Genomic DNA, 17,223 nt, shown 5'->3' on the forward strand with positions numbered 1-17,223 from the left:
TCGCTCCGTTAGCCGCCATCGGCGGCGGCATTGGCGGGCCGATCGCCGCGCACCGCCGCCTTGCCGCCGCGGTAGGGCGACGGGCTGTTCCGCCGCCGGTCGCGACCGGGACGCAGCCGCAGGCCGCCGCCGAACGCGAGGACGGAAAACAGGGCGAAAGTGCAGACCGGAATCGCATAGGCGAATAGCGCGGCGAGCGTGCTTTGGCCCGATCCGTCGAGCGCCAGATAGCCGACGCCGCGCACCAGGAAGCCGGAAAGCGCGGCCCCCAGCAGCATGACGCGCTGCTGCGATCGTATCGAGCGCGCGCCGCCGCCGAACACGATCAGAAGCGGCGCGAAGGCGAGCGGGTAGAGCCAATCGGTGAAACGGCGGTTGATCTCCTTGGCGACCTTGTCGGGCGCAAATCCGGGCCCGGCGGTCGCGGGATCGAGCGCGAGCAGGTCGCCGGTGCGGTATTGCCGCGGCGAATAGTTGACGCCCATGCGGCCGCGATAGGTGAACAGGTCAAGCGACAGGGTCTGGAAACGGATCGAGCTGAGCTTGCCCGGTTCGGAGTCCGACTGCATCTCGCCATTGGTCAGCAGCAGGAAACCGCCACCCTTCACCGGGGCGAGCTGCCCGCTCCTGGCGTGGATATAGGATACACGCTCGCTGGTGCGCCGGTCGACGATGAACACGCCGAGCAAGTCGCCCTCGGCCCCGAACGAATCCACCGAGATGAACAGCCCATCCTCGATCTCCTTGAATTCGCCGGCGCTGACGGCGGCACGGATCAGGTCGGCATTGGCGGTGGCGGCGATGTCGCGGACCTTGCGGTTGGCCAGCGGCTCCACCCACACGCTGACGACGAAACACAAGGCCGCCGTCAGCGCGGCAAGCAGGAAGACGGGGCGGATATAGGTCGCCGGGCCGGCGCCGGCCGCCTCGATCACCGCGAGTTCGGAATCGGCGTTCATGGCATCCAGGATCACGATCGCGCCGACCAGGAAGGCGAAGGGGGCGATCGCGACCAGAACCGTCGGCACCAGCATCAGCGCCAGCGTCACCAGCGTCAGGAAGGACTGACGCGACTCGACCAGGAAGCCGATGTGATTGAGCAATTGGGTGGTGAGAATGACGAGCGTCAGAATCGCCAGCGCGATGGCGGCGAATTCGAACATCCGCCGGAAGATGTAGCGCTCCACCAGGTTCATTCAGCCATTCCGCCACCGGCCGGGGTGCCGGGGCGCGCCCCGCTTGAAAAATACCCGCAGACGTTAGCAGTATTGCGCCGGGGAAGGAATGGCACGCATAAGACGCCATCCGGGCGGCCGCGGCGGCCGCCGGGCCCCCGGTCCGGAAAGGGATATGCGATTGCGCGGGTGCAGGGCGTTCGAGACAGGCGACGGGGCCGGCTTGTCGGCCTGGCGGAGGACGACCGGGCAGGCCGGCGCGCCCCGGAACCGCGACCGCACGCGCCCCGCCGGCGGGGAATGCGGGCGCCGATGACAGAGGCCGTGCCGGAAACCCGCACGGGCGCCGTCGCGCGCTGGATCGGCCGGGCCAGCCGCCATCCGCATCTGGTGCTGTTGCTGATCCTGGCGGTCCAGACCCTGCCGACGCTGTGGGTCAAGGATGTGTGGTTCACCGACGAGACCCGCCACGCCGCCGCCTTCATGCAGATGGTGGAGAACGGCCATTGGCTGGTGCTTTACCTGTCCGACGTGCCCTATCCCGACAAGCCGCCGCTCTATTTCTGGATGGTGGCCGGCATGTCCTGGCTCGTCGGCAGCCGCGAACCGGTGCTCTTCAACCTGGCGGCCGCACTCTCGGCCGGGTTGCTGGTGTCGGTGACGGTGTTCGCGGCGCGCCAGTTCGGCCTCGGGCGGCGGGTCGCGCTCCTGGCCGGGCTCATCCTGTTGTCGAACCAGTTTTTCATCGAGCGCGCGCACATGCCGCGTATGGATCTCCTGTTCGCCGCCTTCATCGTGCTTGGCCATGTGTTTTTCTTCAAGGCCTATGACGGCAAGGGCCGGCGGACAAAGATGTGGGCGCTGGCGGGCTTCGCCGCGACGGCCGCCGCGCTGTTGACCAAGGGGCCGGTCGGCCTGTTGATGCCGCTTCTGTCGCTCACCGTGTGGCTGGCGCGCCAGCGGCGGTGGACCGCGCTGCGCTCGAAAACGACGCTCGCCGGCCTCGGCCTGCTGCTTGCCGTCGGCGCGCTCTACCTCGTCGGCGTTTATCTGGTCGAAGGACCGGATTTCATCCGCGCGATCCTGATCGACCAGACCTTGAACCGGGCGGTCGACACGCCGCGCCTGTCGAATCCGGTCTATTTCTACCTGCACAAGCTGGCCGAAATCCTGCTGCCGTGGTCGCTGATCCTGTTCTTTCTGCCATGGCGCCGGCTTGGCCAGCCCGCCCTGTGGCGCCGGCTCGTCCGCGCCGATCCGCATGCCGGCGCCCGGCAGCGCGGGCTCGGTTACGTGTGGTGCGCGCTGCTCGTCAGCCTGGGGCTGATCTCCAGCTTCGACTACAAGATCGCCTTTTTGCTCGTTCCGCTCTACCCGCTGTGCGCGCTGCTGATCGCCGAGGCGATCCTGGACATGGCGACGGGGACACGGCGAGCCTATTTCCTGTCGATCGGCCTGCTTCTGGCCGCCGTCGCGGCAGCGCTGCCGTTCGCGCACCACCTGACCTTGTGGCCAGAACGCGTGCAGGGCGGCACGATCGTCATGATCGCCACCCTGCCGCTGGTCGGCGCGGCGCTGGCCTTGCGCGGGAGCCGGCCGCTGGCGTTCGGCCTGGCGATGGCTGTCGGCATGACGCTTGCGGTCCTGCCCTATTATCTGATCACCATCCGAGGGCTGAACGACACCATGTCGCCCCGCGCCCAGGCGGAAATCCTGGCCGCGCGCGGCGATGCCGGCGACGCGCTCTATTTCTACCACCCCCATAGCGGCGGCATTTACGACTACCATGCCGGCCGCGCCATCGCGCATGTGTCGACCTGGCCGGCGCTGGCACGCGCCGTCGCCGCTAACGATTGCGGCACCGTGGCGATGCGCGAAAAGGACTGGCGGCAGCGCGCGGTGGACCTGCCGAACCCGGTCGCGGTCGACCGGCGCATCATCGACTACGACATCTACGTGGTGATGGCCTGGCGCGCGGATGGCGCTGCCTGCGCGGCAGCCTCCTGACGCCGCGCGCCGGCCTCACCCGGCCCCGGCCGCCCGCCAGCCGGCGCGGATATGGGCGATGCCCTCGCGGTAGACCGCTTCCGGGCTTTCGGCGAAGTCGCGCCAGACCTTGGTGGCGGCCGCCAGATCCTTCAGGCCGCGACCGAAGGCCTCGATCGTCAGCCAGCGGTCGTAGCCGGAGCCGCGGATCGTCCGGAACGTCTCCGGCCAGGGAATGTTGCCGCGCCCGGGCGCGCCGCGGTCGTTCTCCGAGATATGGACGTGGACGATATGACGGCGATTGCGCTCGAACGCGGCGATCGGATCCTGCTCCTCAATATTGGCGTGGAACGTGTCGTACATCGCCTTGATGCGCGGATGGTCGATCCGGTCGAGATGGTCGGCGAGCGCGTCCATGGTGTTGAGGAGATAACATTCGAAGCGATTGAGCGCCTCGAGCCCGACGGTCACGCCCTTTTGCGCCGCATGGTCGCCGATCGCGCGCTGCGCGGCGACGGAACGCTGCAACTCGGCCGCCGACGGCCCCTCGCCGGAAAAATGGCCGAGCGTGGAATGGAGCGGGCCGGACAGCGTGTCGGCGCCGAGCGCGGCCGTGCAGTCGATCGCCCATTTCACGTAGTCGACACCGGCCGCGCGCGCGGCCGCGTCCGGCGAAATCAGGTTCATCGCCGGGTCGCCCATCGCAGAAACGGCGGTGCGTTCGAGCCCGATCGCGTCGAGCAGGGCGCCGAGCCGCGCATAGTCGTCCGGCACGCCCTCGAAGACGGGGATTTCGACGCCGTCGTAGCCGGCCCGTTTCAGGTCTCTGAGCAGCGCCTCGTGCGTCGCCTCGACATGGGTCGTCCACAGAAACATGCAAAAGCCGATTTTCATCGACCGCTCCCCCCGGTTTTTCAGTGCCGCCCGCCCGGCGGTCAGCGCAGCGTACGGCCTTCGGCGTCGAACCGGCAAGTGCGCGCGGGATCGGGCGTGGCGAAAATGGTCTCGCCGGGCTCGGCCCTGAACTCCCCGAAGATGCGCGCGGTCAGCAGGCCCGCCTTTTCGGTGTCGATATAAAGATTGGTGTCGGCGCCGAGATGTTCGGCATGCATGACCGTGCCCTTCCAGTCGCCCTTGTCGCGATCGACGGCCAGATGCTCGGGCCGCACGCCGACGGTCCTGGCGGTTTCGCCCAGCCGCGCCCCGTCGATGAAGTTCATCTTCGGCGAGCCGATGAAACCGGCGACGAATTCGTTGGCGGGATTGTTGTAGAGCTCCATCGGCGCGCCGATCTGCTCGACGCGGCCGGCGTTGAGAACGACGATCCGGTCGGCCAGCGTCATCGCCTCGACCTGGTCGTGGGTGACGTAGATCATCGTCGCAGAGAGCCGCTTGTGAAGCTGCGCGATCTCCAGCCTGGTGTTGACGCGCAGGGCGGCGTCGAGATTGGACAGCGGCTCGTCGAACAAAAACAGTTTGGGCTCGCGCACCACCGCGCGGCCGATCGCCACGCGCTGGCGCTGGCCGCCCGACAGTTCGGCCGGGCGCCGCGCCAGATAGGGTTCGAGCGACAGCATGGTCGAGGCGATCTCGATGCGCCGGGCGATCTCGGCCGCCGGCGCGCCGGACTGTTTCAGACCGAGACCCATATTGTCGCGCACGCTCAAATGCGGATAGAGCGCGTAGGTCTGGAACACCATGGCGATGCCGCGCTTGGCCGGCGGCACGGCGTTGACGCGCGCGCCCGCGATGGCGACCTCGCCGGCGGTCGCGTCCTCCAGCCCGGCGATGATCCGCAACAGGGTCGACTTGCCGCAACCGGACGGGCCGACGAAGACGACGAATTCGCCGTCGGCGACCTGCAGGTCGATGCCCTTGAGCACCTCCACCTGGCCGAAGGATTTGCGGATTTTCTCGAGTTTCAGCGCGTCCATGGGAAGCTCCCCCGCTTGCCGCAACCACCCGGCCGGACGCGCATCTGCGTCCCCTCGCCGCCTGTGCGCCCGCTCACAACCGCACCGCCTTGCGCGAGCGCACGCTTTCGTCGGCAACGAGAACGCGGACGGGATCGCTCCGGCTCATTTGACGGCTCCGGAGGTGATGCCGCGGATCAGTTGGCGCGAGAAGATCAGATAAAGGATCATCACCGGCAGGATGGCCAGCGACAGGGCGGCCAGCACCGCGTTCCAGTTGGTCACGAACTGACCGAGGAAGAGCTGGGCGCCGAGCGTGACCGTCTTGGTGGCCTCGGCCGGCGCCAGGATCAGCGGAAACCACAGATCGTTCCAGATCGGGATCATCGTGAAGACGGCGACGGTGGCCATGGGCGGGCGCAGCAGCGGCAGCACCAGGCGGAAGAAGATGCGGTATTCCGACAGGCCGTCGATGCGGCCGGCATTCTTGAGATCGTCGGAGATCTGGCGGGTGAACTCGGTCAGGATGAAGATCGCCAGCGGCAGCCCCTGGGCGGAATAGACCAGCACCAGAGCGGTCAGCGTGTTGACCAGGCCGCTCGCCACCATCATCTCCAGGATCGCCACCGTGCCGAGGCGGATCGGGATCATGATGCCGAGCGCCAGATAAAGCCCCATCAGCGCGTTGCCGCGGAAGCGGTATTCGGCGAGCGCGAAGGCGGCCATGGCGCCGAAGACGAGCACGATCGCCAACGCCACCACGGTGACGACGACGCTGTTTTGGAAATAGAGCGGGAAATTGCCCTGCGCCAAAACAGTCTGGTAGCCGACCAGATCGAAGGTCTCGGCGCTCGGCGGCGACAGCGGCGAGCGAAAGATCGCCTTGCGCGACTTGAACGAGTTCATCACCACGATCAGCACCGGGAAAAGCGCGATCAGCGTGTAGACGATCAGGATCGCGTGGGCGGCTGCCGTACGGGCGGGGGAGGAGCGGGCCTGGCTCATGGTCGCCCCTTCAGAACTGGTAGCGCCTGAGGCGCGACTGGATGGCGAAGAGATACAGGCACACACCCGCCAGGATGATGAAGAACATGATCGAGGCGATGGTGGCGCCCATATTGGGATCGCCGATCTGCAACTGGAAGCCGAAGAAGGTGCGGTAGAGGAAGGTGCCGAGAATGTCGGTGGCGTAGTTCGGACCGGCAAGCGCGCCCTGGGCGGAGTAGATCAGGTCGAAGGCGTTGAAATTGCCGACGAAGGTGAGGATGGAGATGATGCCGATCGCCGGCAGGATCAGCGGAAGCTGGATCTTCCAGAATTGGGCAAAGCCGGTGATGCCATCGCATTCGGCCGCTTCGAGGATTTCTTCGGGGATGGACAACAGCGCCGCGTAGATCAGCATCATCGGAATGCCGACGAACTGCCACACCGAGATCAGGCCGAGCGTGGTCAGCGCGTAGTCCTCTTTGCCGAGCCAGGGGGTGAAGAGATGTTTCAGCCCGATCATGTCGAGCAGCTCCGGCGCCACGCCCCAGAGCGGGCTGAGGATCAGTTTCCAGGTGAAGCCGACGATCACGAAGGACAGGATGGTCGGCACGAAGATGGCCGTGCGGTAAAAGGCGGAAAAGCGCAGCCTGGGATGGCTCAACAGCGCGGCCAGCAGCACGCCGATCGGGTTTTGCACCACCATGTGGATGATGAAGAACCAGGTGTTGTTCCACAGCGCGTTCCAGAAACTCGCCGCCCAGCGCTCGTCGCCGAGCAGCGTGGCGAAATTTTTCAGGCCGACAAATACCTGCTGGTTGTCGACGGTGCTGAACAGGGAGAGCTGCAGCGTGCCGAACAGCGGAATGATCATCACCGCGGTGTAGATCAACACGGCCGGCGCCAGGAACACCGCGATGTGCCAGCGGATCGGTCTGCGGTCTGCGCGTTCGGCTGCCATGCGCCTGTTCCCCCGGAGCCGGGCCGCCGGCAAGCGGCCCGGACGTTCGGTTTCGATCCGAGCCTATTTCTGCGGTTCGTACCAGCTCGCGAGCCCCTTCTGCAGCTCGGCGGCGGCGTCTTGCGGCGTGTCGGTGCCGTTGATCACATTGGCCGATTTCACCCAGGTCTCGTTCTCGAGATTGGGGGTGCCGCGCGACAGGATCTGGTAGGTCGAGCGGATCGTCGATTCGCACTCTTCACGCCAGGAGACGAATTCCCGGGCGAGCGGGTCCTCCATCTCGACCGGGGTCGAGGACAGGGCGAAAAAGCCGGGTAGGGCGTTGGCGTAGATGGTGGCGAATTCGGGCGAGGCCACCCATGACAGGAAGGTCCTGGCCGCCTCGGCGTTCGGGCTGTTGGCGTTGAGGCCGATGGCGATGTCGTTGTGATCGGAAATGTAGCACGTGTCGCTGGCGGCCTTCACCGGCGGAGCGAACGCGCCCATCTCGAAATCGGCCTGGGTGTTGAACAGCGATATCTCCCACGAGCCGGCGGGGTAGATCGCAGCGCGGCCGAGCGTGAACAGGTTCTGGCTGTCGGGATAGGACTGCGCCTCGAAACCGTCGCCGAGATAGTCCTTCCATCTGGCGAGCGTGGCGAACGGCTCGACCCATTGCGGGTCGGTCAGCTTCTGCTCGCCCTTGATCAGGGCCAGACGTCCCTCCTCGCCCTTCCAGTAATTGGGGCCGATATTCTGGTAGCCCATGGTGGCGGCTTCCCACAGATCCTTGGTGCCCATCGCCATCGGGACGTAGGTGCCGTCCTCCTTGAGCTTGTCGAGAGCGGCGAAGAACTCGTCCTCGGTCTCGGGCACCGCGACGCCGACTTCCTCGAACGCGTCCTTGTTGTAGATGAAGCCATGGATCACCGAGGCCATCGGCACGCAGAACGTGGCGCCGCCGTCGTCGGTCGACCAGGCCGATTTGGCGACGTCGGTGAAATTGTCCATGCCGGCCAGACCGGTGAGATCGGCGAGATGGCCCTTGTCGTAAAGTTCGAGCGAGGCATCGAACGGACGGCAGGTGATCAGATCGCCGGCCGAGCCGGCATCGAGCTTGGCGTTCAGCGCCGCGTTGTATTCGGTCGGCGCCGACGGCGAGAACACCACCTTGATACCGGGATTCTTGGCCTCGAAGGCCGGGATCAGCTTTTCCTGCCAGATGGCGAGGTCGTCGTTGCGCCAGCTCTCGATGGTGAGCGTGGTGTCCTGGGCCTGCGCCTGGCCGGCAAGGCCGAGAACGCCGGTGCCGAGCAGCAATGCCGTCAATGTCTCGCGTGTCATGATTTCTCCTCCCTATTGATTGGCCCTGTCAGCTTGCCTGCGTGCGGGCGCGGGCGTCGCCCTTGAGCATCGAAAGCGCCGGCCTCAATCGCCAGCCGGCGTCCTGGAGCAACGCCTCGGCGTCAACGCGCGATGTCGCGCCGGCAGCCAGAAGCGTCGCGGTCTTGACCGAGCCGCCGGCCCGGTCGAGAAGCGTGCCGGCCTCGGCTTCGCCGCAGCCGGCGATGGCGGCCACGATACCAACCGCGCGCGCTTTGAGTTTTTGATTGTCCGCCTTCAGATTGACCATGAACCCGTCATGCACATGACCGAGCCGGATCGCCATCAGCGTGGACAGCATGTTGAGCGCGATCTTCTGCGCCGTACCCGCGCCCATGCGCGTCGAGCCGGCGACGATCTCCGGCGGCGTGGCGAGCACGACCGCAATGTCGGCGCGCTCCAGCACCGGCGCTCCGGCATTATTGGCGATGGCGATCGTGGGGACGGCGCGGGCGCGCGCCTCCTCAAGCGCGGCGAGCGCGTAGGGCGTCGAGCCGCTCGCGGTGACGGCGATCAGGCAGTCGGCCGGGCCGAGCCCGGCCTCGACGACAGCGCGCCTGGCCTCGTCCAGGTCGTCCTCGGGCGCGCCCGCCAGCGTGTGGAGAGCGGCCGCGCCGCCGGCGATCAACACGATGACCTGCTCCGGCGCGATGCCGAACGTGCCGGGCAATTCCAGCCCGTCGGCCAGCGCCATCAGCGCGGAACTGCCGGCCGCGGCATAGGCGATCCGGCCGCCTTTCGCGACGGTGTCGGCAGCAAGGCGCGCGGCCCGGGCAAGCGGCTCGCGCGCAGCGCGGACGCTCGCCGCCGCCTCGACCTGCGCGTCGGCGAGCCGCGCCAGAACGTCCTCGTCCGGCAGCAGGTCGATCCCGCCAGCTTCCGCGTGCCGCTCTTCCGTTCGGCGCAGCGCCATCCATTCCTCCCTTTGTCTCGACAATACCAAAAAAATACCACTTGTCCAGAACACGTTAACGGTTTTTTTAGAATGGCCGATATTTTGCTTAAAAACACGAGATAAAACAATATTTTATACTGATGTGCCGGTAATTTTGAATTCAGTGCTTGGATATTGGTATTTTATTGGTATTGTATCAACTCAGGAGGATGATGGCGTGAAATGGGTGTTGGGCATCGACGGCGGCGGCACGCAATGCCGGGCGGGGCTGGCGACGACCGCGGGCGAGATCGTCGGGCGCGGCGATAGCGGCGCGGCCAATGTGATGACCGACCTCGACGGCACCTGCGCCAGCATCGTTGAGGCTGCGCGCGCGGCGTTCGCGGCCGCCGGCCAGCCCCCCGACTTCGACCGGACCGGCGCGGTCCTCGGTCTGGCCGGCGCCAATGTCGCCGACGTCCAGCAGCGCCTCGCCGCGCGGCTGCCCTTTGCCGAAAGCCGCGTCGAAAGCGACGCGCTGATCGCGCTGGAGGGCGCGCTCGGCGGCCATGACGGCGCGATCGGCATCATCGGCACCGGCTCCGCCTTCATGGCGCGGCATGGCGAGACGACCAGGTCGATCGGCGGATGGGGCTTCCAGATCGGCGATCTCGGCGGCGGCGCCCGCCTCGGCCGTCAATTGCTCGAGGAAAGCCTGCTCGCCCATGACGGGATCCGCGCGCAAACGGCGCTGACGGCGGCGGTTCTGGCCCGGTTCGACCAGGATCCGCGCCGGATGGTAACCTTCGCCGCCACCGCCAGGCCGCGCGATTTCGGCGCGTTCGTGCCGGTCGTGTTCGATTTCGCCGACCAGGGAGACCCGCTGGCCGCACGCCTGCTGGACGAAGCGTCGGCGCATGTCGAGGCGGCCCTCGCCGCGCTCGATCTGCACCCGACGGATCGGCTTTGCCTGCTCGGCGGCCTCGGCGCGCGCATCGCGGCCAGGCTGGGGGCGCCGTTTTCGGCCATGCTGCGGGCGCCGATCGCCGATGCGCTGGGCGGCGCGGTGGCGATGGCGGCACGCCGCTTCGGCGCGGCGGCGGGGCATTGAGATGACGGTGCTGACCCGGCATATCCTGGCCGGCCTGCACGCGGGCGACGGGCAAGGGACGCCGCTTTATCTGCGGCTGCGGCGCAGCATCGAGGACGCGCTGAGCCGCGGCGTCATCCGGCCCGGCGACGCGCTGCCGTCGGAACGCGAGATCGCCGCGCGCATCGCGGTGTCGCGCGTGACCGTGCGCAAGGCCGTCCAAGACCTGGTCGCCAGCGGGCTTTTGATCCAGCGCCACGGCTCGGGCACCTTCGTGGCGCCGCGGGTCGACCGGGTCGAGCAATCGCTGTCGCGGCTGACCTCCTTCACCGAAGACATGGCCCGGCGCGGCATGGCCGCGCGTTCGCAATGGATCGATCGCGGCATCTACCCGCCCTCGCCCGACGAGATGATGGTGCTGGGGCTGTCGTCGCGCGAACTGGTCGCCCGGCTGTCGCGGCTGAGGCTTGCCAACGACACGCCGCTGGCGATCGAACGCGCCACGCTGTCGAGCGACGTGCTGCCCGATCCCGGCGCGGTGACGCGTTCGCTCTACACGGTGCTGCAGAAAACCGGCAAACGACCGGTGCGCGCCGTCCAGCGCATTTCCGCGACCAATCTCGAGGCGGACGACGCCGCGCTTCTGGGCGTGTCGGCCGGCGCAGCCGGGCTCAGCATCGAACGCATCTCCTATCTGGCCTCGGGGCGGGTGATCGAGTTCACACGCTCGATCTATCGCGGCGACACCTATGATTTCGTGGCCGAACTGCGACTGGGCGAGGCCGACGAGACCCCGAGCGCGGAGGCGTCATGAGCGCCCCGACCCATATGTGGCGGGAAATCCGCGAGATCCCGGACGCCGCGGCCGATTTGCTGCGCGACGGCGACAAGGCCCTGGCGGCGGCCGGTACCGCGCTCGCGGCGCGCGATCCGCGCGTTCTGGCCACCGTCGCGCGCGGCTCGTCGGATCATGCGGCGTCGTTCCTGAAATACGCCACCGAACTCACCGCCGGCGTCCCGGTCGCCTCGCTCGGCCCGTCGATCGCCTCGATCTACGGCGCAAGGCTGAAGCTCGCCGGCGCGGCCGCGATCGCGATTTCGCAGTCGGGCAAGAGCCCCGACATCGTCGCCATGGCCGAGATGGCGCGCGCGGCGGGGGCGCTGACGATCGGCATCACCAATACGGCCGGCGCGCCGATCGGCCGTCATTGCGACCATGAGGTCGACATTCTGGCGGGCACGGAACGCAGCGTCGCCGCCACCAAGACCTTCGTCAATTCAGCGCTTGCCGGCCTGGCGATGCTCGCGCACTGGACCGGCTCGGATAGGCTTGCCGGCGCGCTGCGCGCCTTGCCGCCGGAGCTGGAAAAGGCGGTCGGCTGCGACTGGTCGCCGCTCGTGGCCGCGCTGCAGCAAAGCGAATCGCTCTACATTCTGGGGCGGGGCCCGGGCATGGCGATCGCCCAGGAGGCGGCGCTGAAATTCAAGGAAACCAGCGGCGTGCATGCCGAAGCCTATTCGGCCGCGGAAGTCATGCACGGGCCGATGGCGCTGGTGAAGCCCGGCTTTCCGATCCTGGCGCTGGTGGTGCGCGACCAGTCCGAACCCTCGATGCTGGCGGCGATCGAGAGCCTGGCCGCGCGCGGGGCCACCGTTTTTGCGACCAGCGACAAGGCGGGCCGCGAGGCGGCGCTGCCGGTCGCCGCGACGGGCCACGCGCTGACCGACCCGCTCGCCCTGATCGCCTCGTTCTACGGCTTCGTGGAAAGCTTCGCCCGCGCACGCGGGCTCGACCCCGACCGGCCGCCCAATCTGCGCAAAGTGACGGAAACCCTATGATGACCACGACCGCCTTTGTCGGGGCCGATATCTTCGACGGCGCGCGCCGCCGCCAGGGCATGGCTCTGATTGTCCGCGACGGCACAGTCGCCGACATCGTTGCGGACGGCGAGGTTCCAGCCGAGGCCGAAACCGTCCGGCTCGACGGCGGGCTATTGGCGCCGGGCTTCGTCGATCTGCAGGTCAATGGCGGCGGCGGCGTGATGCTCAACGACCGTCAGGATGTCGCCACCATCCGCACCATCTGCGCCGCCCATGCCGGATTCGGGACGACGGCCCTGCTGCCGACCCTGATCACCGATAGGCCGGCCGTGAGCCGGGCGGCGGTCGAAGCGGCGGCCGAGGCGGCCGCCGACGGCGTGGCGGGCCTGATCGGGCTGCATCTGGAAGGCCCGCACCTGTCGCCGGCGCGCAAGGGCGCGCACGACCCGGCCCTGATCCGCCCGATGGACGACGACGACGAGGCCTTCCTCCTCGCAGCGCGCAAGACGCTGCCGGCCCTGCTGGTGACGCTGGCGCCGGAGGCGGTGGCGCCCGAGCGGATCGCACGGCTGACCACGGCCGGGATCGTCGTCAGCCTGGGCCATTCCAACGCCAGCTACGCGGCGGCGGCCGAGGCGGCCGAGGCCGGGGCGTCGATGGTCACGCATCTGTTCAACGCCATGAGCCAGATCGCCAACCGCGAGCCGGGCCTAGTGGGCGCGGCGATCGATCTCGGCGCGCTGTCGGCTGGGCTGATCGCCGACGGCATCCATGTCGACGCCGCCAATATCCGCACCGCCCTCAAGGCCAAGTCGAGGCCGGGGCGCATCTTCCTGGTCACCGACGCCATGGCCACGATCGGCACGACGATGGAAAGCTTCACGCTGAACGGGCGTACCATTCGCCGCCGCGAGGGGCGACTGACGCTGGAGGACGGCACGCTTGCCGGCGCCGACCTCGACATGATCTCGGCGGTTCGCTTCATGCATCGCCGGATCGGGGTGCCGCTCGAGGAAGCCCTGCGCATGGCCTCGCTTTATCCCGCCCAGGCGATGGGCATCGACGCCCGCCATGGCCGGCTCGCCCCGGGCACGCGCGCCGATATGGTGCATCTCAGCGATGCGCTGGAAATCGCCGGCGTGTGGATCGGCGGGCGGGCAGCCGCGCGCTGAAGGCGCGAAAGCGGCCGTGCCCGGACCGGCGATGCCGGCCGGCAACGCCTCAACCAATGTGACCCGGCGATTCCCAACGTGATGCACCCCGGCGGGCCGGGCCCAGCCCGCGCCACATTTCGGCCATAGCCGGCTTGCGACGGAAATTGCCCGGGGTTTTTCACACCAATGACATCACGCATCACTTCGGTCGCCGGCCGCCTGATCGCCGGCGGCATCGTCCTTGCCGCGTCGGCCGGCGCCGCCTCGGCCGATTGCGGTCGCGCCTCGTGGTACGCGCTCACCTCCAAGACCGCCTCGGGCGAGCGCATGAACCCCCAGGCGATGACCGCGGCGCATCGCACCTTGCCGTTCGGCACCAAGCTGAAAGTGGTCAACCAGCGCAACGGCCGCTCGGTGGTGGTGCGCATCAACGATCGCGGCCCCTTCATCCGCGGCCGGGTGCTCGATCTTTCCAAGGCGGCCGCCCAGCAGCTCGGTTTCGTGCGCGCCGGCCACACCAAGATCTGCATGAAACGCGTCGGCTGACCGCGCCCGCCGGCCGGATCAGGCGATCTTCACCCTGGGTTCGAAACGGCCGCGCACCGGCCTGTCGAGCAGGAAGGTCTTGCCGGCATCGGGCTCGGCCTTGCGCTGGCGCTCGCTCCTGCCCTTCCAGGCCGAGGTGACGACGAGCCGCGACGCGTCGGGACCGGCAAAGGCCGGGCAGGTCGCCTGCACGGCGGGAACGGCGATCGTGCGCAGCCGGCGACCGTCCGGCGACCAGGCATCCACGGCCCCGCCGGCCCAGCGCGCGTTCCACAGCACGCCATCGGCGTCGACCACGGACCCGTCGATGAAGCCGTCGCGGCCGCGCCAGTCGACGAAGACGGCCGGCTCGCCGACCGGCAGGCCGGTTTGGGGATCGCAGTCGACGCGGTAGAGCAGGCCGCGCGGCGTGTCGGTGAAATAGGCGATGCGCCCATCGGGCGAAAAACAGATCGAGTTGGGGATCGACAAGGGCCGATAGAGCGGGCGCAGTTCGCCGCGGAAAAACCAGTAGATCGCGCCCCGGTCGCGGCTTTCGTCCTTGGCCATGGTGCCGATCCAGAACGCGCCGCACGGATGTACCCTGGAATCGTTGGCCCGGGTCAGCGGGTTGTCGGCCTCGATCGGCTGCAGGAGCGTCAGCGCCCCGGTCGCGGCATCGCGCACATGCAAACCGTTTTCGGCCGCGACAAGCTGGCGGCCGGCGTCGATGACGGCGATGGCGCTCGCCATGAAGGGCAGGGCGTGCACCACGGTGTCGCCGTCGGGAAACGATCTTTCCAGCAGTCTTTTGCCGGTGATGTCGAACCAGAACAGCCGGTTGGTTTGAGGATCGTAGGACGGCCCCTCGCCGAGTTCGCAGGCGATGTCGCACAGGATCGAAACTTCGTCGGTCATCGCTCGGCCCTTTCGGTTCCGCGTCGGCCTGCAAAATCGCTCCGGGGTCGGACCCTAGAGCGAGCCCGCATCGACGATCAGCGTTTGGGCGGTCACCATGCGCGCGGCCGAGGAGGCGAGGAACAGGCACGGCCCGACCATGTCGGCCGGCGCGATCTCCCGCTTCAGGCATTGCCGGTCGATATGGGCCTTGAGGCCGGCTTCCGTCACCCACAGATCGCGCTGGCGTTTGGTCATCACCCATCCCGGCGCGATCGCGTTGACGCGGATGCCGAACGGGCCGAGCTCGCCGGCCAGCCCCTTCGTCAGCCCGACCACGCCGGCCTTGGCGGCGGTGTAGGAGGCGAAGCCGCCACCGTTGATCATGTAGGAGGTCGAGGAGAAATTGACGATCGCGCCGCGCCCTGCCGCCTTCATCGCCGGGACGACGGCCTGAATGGCGAAGAAGTGCGGCCGGAGATTGACCGCCTGGTTGGCGTCCCAGAATTCCGGCGTCACGTCCTCGACCGCGTGGCGGTCGTCGCGCGCGGCATTGTTGACGAGGACCCCGGCCGGCCCATGCGCGTCGGCGGCCTCGGCCACGGCGGCGCGCAACGCCGCGACATCGCGCAGATCGGCCGACAGAAAAAGCGGCCGGTTGCCGGTGTCCTTCTCCAGGCGCGCGCACAGGGCCAGGCTTTCGGCTTTGGCGATATCGAGGAAGGCGACCCGCGCGCCCTGGCGCGCGAAGCCCTCCGTCAGGCAAGCGCCGATCCCCGTTCCGCCGCCGGTAATGACGACGGCAGTATCGCGCAGATCCGGAAAGGTCGCATCGGTCATGGTCGCTTGTTTTCCTCTCCTGCGGTCCGAGCGGCAGACTTTCGGCAATCGCGCTCCACCTGGCAAGCCCCGCCGCCGGCCCGGCAGGACCGGCGGACCGGCCGGGTCGCACAATCGGCCAAGCCGCGCGAGGGGAAGGCGCGTTTGGGACGCGCGCGCTGAAACCGGGATCAGGACGCGGCCGGCAGCCTGGCGAAACCGGCCAGTTGGCGCATCGTGGCGGCGGCGCCGGCGGGTTTGCCGAACAGGTATCCCTGCCCGCCGCGGCAGCCGAACTCAACCAGGCGGGCAGCCTGTTGCTCGGTTTCGATGCCTTCGGCCACCACTTCGATATCGAGCCCCTCGCACATTGCCAGAATCGCCCGGATGATGTGCTCGGACGCGCGATCGTCGAGGATCGAGGCGACGAAGGCCTGATCGATCTTCAGCTTGTCGAAATGGAATTCGCGCAACCGGCCGAGGCTCGACTGCCCGGTGCCGAAATCGTCCAGCGAAATGCGCACCCCCTCCGCGCGCAGGTCCTGGACGATCTTTTCGGCCGAGACGGGATCACTCATCATGCCGGTTTCGGTGATCTCCACCTCCAGCCGGCGCGGGTCGAACGAGGCACGGGACAGCGTGGTCAGGATGTGGTCGGCGGTGTTCTGGTCGACCAGTTGCGACGGCGACAGGTTGAAGGAGAGGAAAAGCTCGGCGGGCCAGTCCAGGGCGGCGCGGCTCGCCTTGCGCAACAGCAACTGCGACAGCGCGCCGATAATGCCGCGTTCCTCGGCGATGGGGATGAAGACGCCCGGCGACACCGAACCCAGATCGCGATCGGTCCAGCGCGCGAGCGCTTCGAAGCCGATGATCCGCCGCGTCGCCAGATCGACGATAGGCTGGAAATAGGGCTCCACCTCCTCGGCCGAAACCGCCCGCCTGAGCGCCTGCTCGATGCGTGTGTCGCGCTTGGCCGCGTCCTCCATCTCCTGAGTGTAGACGACCACGCCGCCGCGGCCGTTGCGCTTGGCGTGGTAGAGCGCGGTTTCGGCCTTGCGGACCATGTCCTCCGCGCTTTCGCTGCCGACATAATAAAGCGCGCAGCCGACGGAGGCCGAAAGCCGCGCGCTGCGTTCGCCCAGATCGTAGGGCGCCGACAGGATCTCGATCAGCATGCGCGCCTGCTCGCAGACCGCGACCTCGCTGAAGGTCATCGGGAACAGAAAGGCGAATTCGTCGGCCCCGATGCGGGTGATGGTGGAATGCCGGTCCATGGCCGCATGCAGCCGCAACGCCACCTGCATGAGGATTTCGTCGCCGGCGGCGCGTCCGAACAGGTCGTTGATCGGCTTGAACCCGTCGAGATCGATGATGCCGATCGCGAACGGCGCCGGATCGTCGGCGCGTTCGCAGATCAGGCGCCGGATCTTGGTGACGAAGCGCCGGTTGTTGCCGAGCCCGGTCAGGGGATCGGTATATGCCAAATCGCCGCCGTCCCTGTTTTCGTTGATGCCTGGCATCGGCCCGTTCATGGAATTTTCTAGGCTCAGGACTCATTGATCAAAGCCAGAAGATGACGGTGGCTGCGATGCAGATGGCGGAGAAGAAGGTGTGGGCACACCGGTCATAGCGTGTTGCGATACGCCGCCAGTCCTTGAGTTT

Annotated in this window: 16 protein-coding genes and 1 pseudogene; 6 read left to right on the forward strand and 11 right to left on the reverse strand. The window is 67.7% G+C overall.

Annotated features, from left to right (window positions below):
- Nucleotides 1–8: 8 nt before the first annotated feature.
- Nucleotides 9–1,196: an LptF/LptG family permease gene (locus C7T96_RS19995; RefSeq protein WP_106573018.1), complete on the reverse strand. Its 1,188-nt coding sequence runs from the start codon at nt 1,194–1,196 to the stop codon at nt 9–11.
- 291 nt (nt 1,197–1,487) lie between these two features.
- Between C7T96_RS19995 and C7T96_RS20000 the strand changes: the two genes are divergently transcribed.
- On the forward strand, nt 1,488–3,182 hold the full coding sequence (locus C7T96_RS20000) for a phospholipid carrier-dependent glycosyltransferase (protein ID WP_158264427.1): 1,695 nt from the start codon (nt 1,488–1,490) through the stop codon (nt 3,180–3,182).
- 15 nt (nt 3,183–3,197) lie between these two features.
- Here C7T96_RS20000 and C7T96_RS20005 read toward each other — a convergent pair whose 3' ends face one another.
- The 6 genes from C7T96_RS20005 to C7T96_RS20030 all read right to left on the reverse strand — a co-directional run bounded on the left by C7T96_RS20005 (nt 3,198) and on the right by C7T96_RS20030 (nt 9,294).
- A complete protein-coding gene (locus C7T96_RS20005; protein ID WP_106573020.1) occupies nt 3,198–4,055 on the reverse strand; it encodes a sugar phosphate isomerase/epimerase in 858 nt (285 codons plus the stop codon).
- A 41-nt stretch (nt 4,056–4,096) separates the two neighbouring features.
- Nucleotides 4,097–5,095: an ABC transporter ATP-binding protein gene (locus C7T96_RS20010; RefSeq protein WP_106573021.1), complete on the reverse strand. Its 999-nt coding sequence runs from the start codon at nt 5,093–5,095 to the stop codon at nt 4,097–4,099.
- 144 nt (nt 5,096–5,239) lie between these two features.
- Complete coding sequence (locus C7T96_RS20015; RefSeq protein ID WP_106573022.1) at nt 5,240–6,079, reverse strand: carbohydrate ABC transporter permease; 840 nt, start codon at nt 6,077–6,079, stop codon at nt 5,240–5,242.
- Nucleotides 6,080–6,089: 10 nt separating this feature from the next.
- Complete coding sequence (locus C7T96_RS20020; RefSeq protein WP_106573023.1) at nt 6,090–7,019, reverse strand: sugar ABC transporter permease; 930 nt, start codon at nt 7,017–7,019, stop codon at nt 6,090–6,092.
- Nucleotides 7,020–7,082: 63 nt separating this feature from the next.
- The gene (locus C7T96_RS20025) at nt 7,083–8,342 is read right to left on the reverse strand and encodes an ABC transporter substrate-binding protein (protein WP_106573024.1); all 1,260 of its coding nucleotides are present in this window, start codon (nt 8,340–8,342) and stop codon (nt 7,083–7,085) included.
- Nucleotides 8,343–8,370: 28 nt separating this feature from the next.
- Nucleotides 8,371–9,294: an N-acetylmuramic acid 6-phosphate etherase gene (locus C7T96_RS20030; RefSeq protein WP_106573025.1), complete on the reverse strand. Its 924-nt coding sequence runs from the start codon at nt 9,292–9,294 to the stop codon at nt 8,371–8,373.
- A gap of 199 nt (nt 9,295–9,493) precedes the next feature.
- Here C7T96_RS20030 and C7T96_RS20035 point away from each other — a divergent pair, with 199 nt between their 5' ends.
- From C7T96_RS20035 to C7T96_RS20055, 5 genes are all read left to right on the forward strand, one after another.
- Nucleotides 9,494–10,366 carry a BadF/BadG/BcrA/BcrD ATPase family protein gene (locus C7T96_RS20035; RefSeq protein ID WP_106573026.1) on the forward strand — a complete coding sequence of 291 codons (873 nt, stop codon included), beginning with the start codon at nt 9,494–9,496 and terminating at the stop codon, nt 10,364–10,366.
- A gap of 1 nt (nt 10,367) precedes the next feature.
- Nucleotides 10,368–11,159: a GntR family transcriptional regulator gene (locus C7T96_RS20040; RefSeq protein ID WP_106573049.1), complete on the forward strand. Its 792-nt coding sequence runs from the start codon at nt 10,368–10,370 to the stop codon at nt 11,157–11,159.
- Nucleotides 11,156–12,184 carry an SIS domain-containing protein gene (locus C7T96_RS20045; RefSeq protein ID WP_245414188.1) on the forward strand — a complete coding sequence of 343 codons (1,029 nt, stop codon included), beginning with the start codon at nt 11,156–11,158 and terminating at the stop codon, nt 12,182–12,184. Before C7T96_RS20040 ends, C7T96_RS20045 begins: the two co-directional genes overlap by 4 nt.
- Nucleotides 12,181–13,338 carry an N-acetylglucosamine-6-phosphate deacetylase gene (gene nagA, locus C7T96_RS20050; protein WP_106573028.1) on the forward strand — a complete coding sequence of 386 codons (1,158 nt, stop codon included), beginning with the start codon at nt 12,181–12,183 and terminating at the stop codon, nt 13,336–13,338. Before C7T96_RS20045 ends, nagA begins: the two co-directional genes overlap by 4 nt.
- 168 nt (nt 13,339–13,506) lie before the next feature.
- On the forward strand, nt 13,507–13,866 hold the full coding sequence (locus C7T96_RS20055; RefSeq protein WP_106573029.1) for a septal ring lytic transglycosylase RlpA family protein: 360 nt from the start codon (nt 13,507–13,509) through the stop codon (nt 13,864–13,866).
- An 18-nt stretch (nt 13,867–13,884) separates the two neighbouring features.
- On the opposite strand, the gene C7T96_RS20060 is transcribed toward C7T96_RS20055, so the two are convergent.
- The 4 genes and pseudogenes from C7T96_RS20060 to C7T96_RS20075 all read right to left on the reverse strand — a co-directional run.
- The gene (locus tag C7T96_RS20060; protein WP_106573030.1) at nt 13,885–14,763 is read right to left on the reverse strand and encodes an SMP-30/gluconolactonase/LRE family protein; all 879 of its coding nucleotides are present in this window, start codon (nt 14,761–14,763) and stop codon (nt 13,885–13,887) included.
- Between the two features lie 54 nt (nt 14,764–14,817).
- Nucleotides 14,818–15,582, reverse strand: coding sequence for an SDR family oxidoreductase (locus tag C7T96_RS20065; protein WP_106573031.1), 765 nt, complete (start codon nt 15,580–15,582; stop codon nt 14,818–14,820).
- A gap of 170 nt (nt 15,583–15,752) precedes the next feature.
- Nucleotides 15,753–17,093: an EAL domain-containing protein gene (locus tag C7T96_RS20070; RefSeq protein ID WP_106573032.1), complete on the reverse strand. Its 1,341-nt coding sequence runs from the start codon at nt 17,091–17,093 to the stop codon at nt 15,753–15,755.
- 28 nt (nt 17,094–17,121) lie between these two features.
- A pseudogene (locus C7T96_RS20075) lies at nt 17,122–17,223 on the reverse strand (IS5/IS1182 family transposase); the annotation flags it as partial.

The sequence above is a fragment of the Nitratireductor sp. StC3 genome (assembly GCF_003015025.1).
GTDB classification, from domain to species: Bacteria; Pseudomonadota; Alphaproteobacteria; order Rhizobiales; family Rhizobiaceae; genus Mangrovimarina; species Mangrovimarina alexandrii.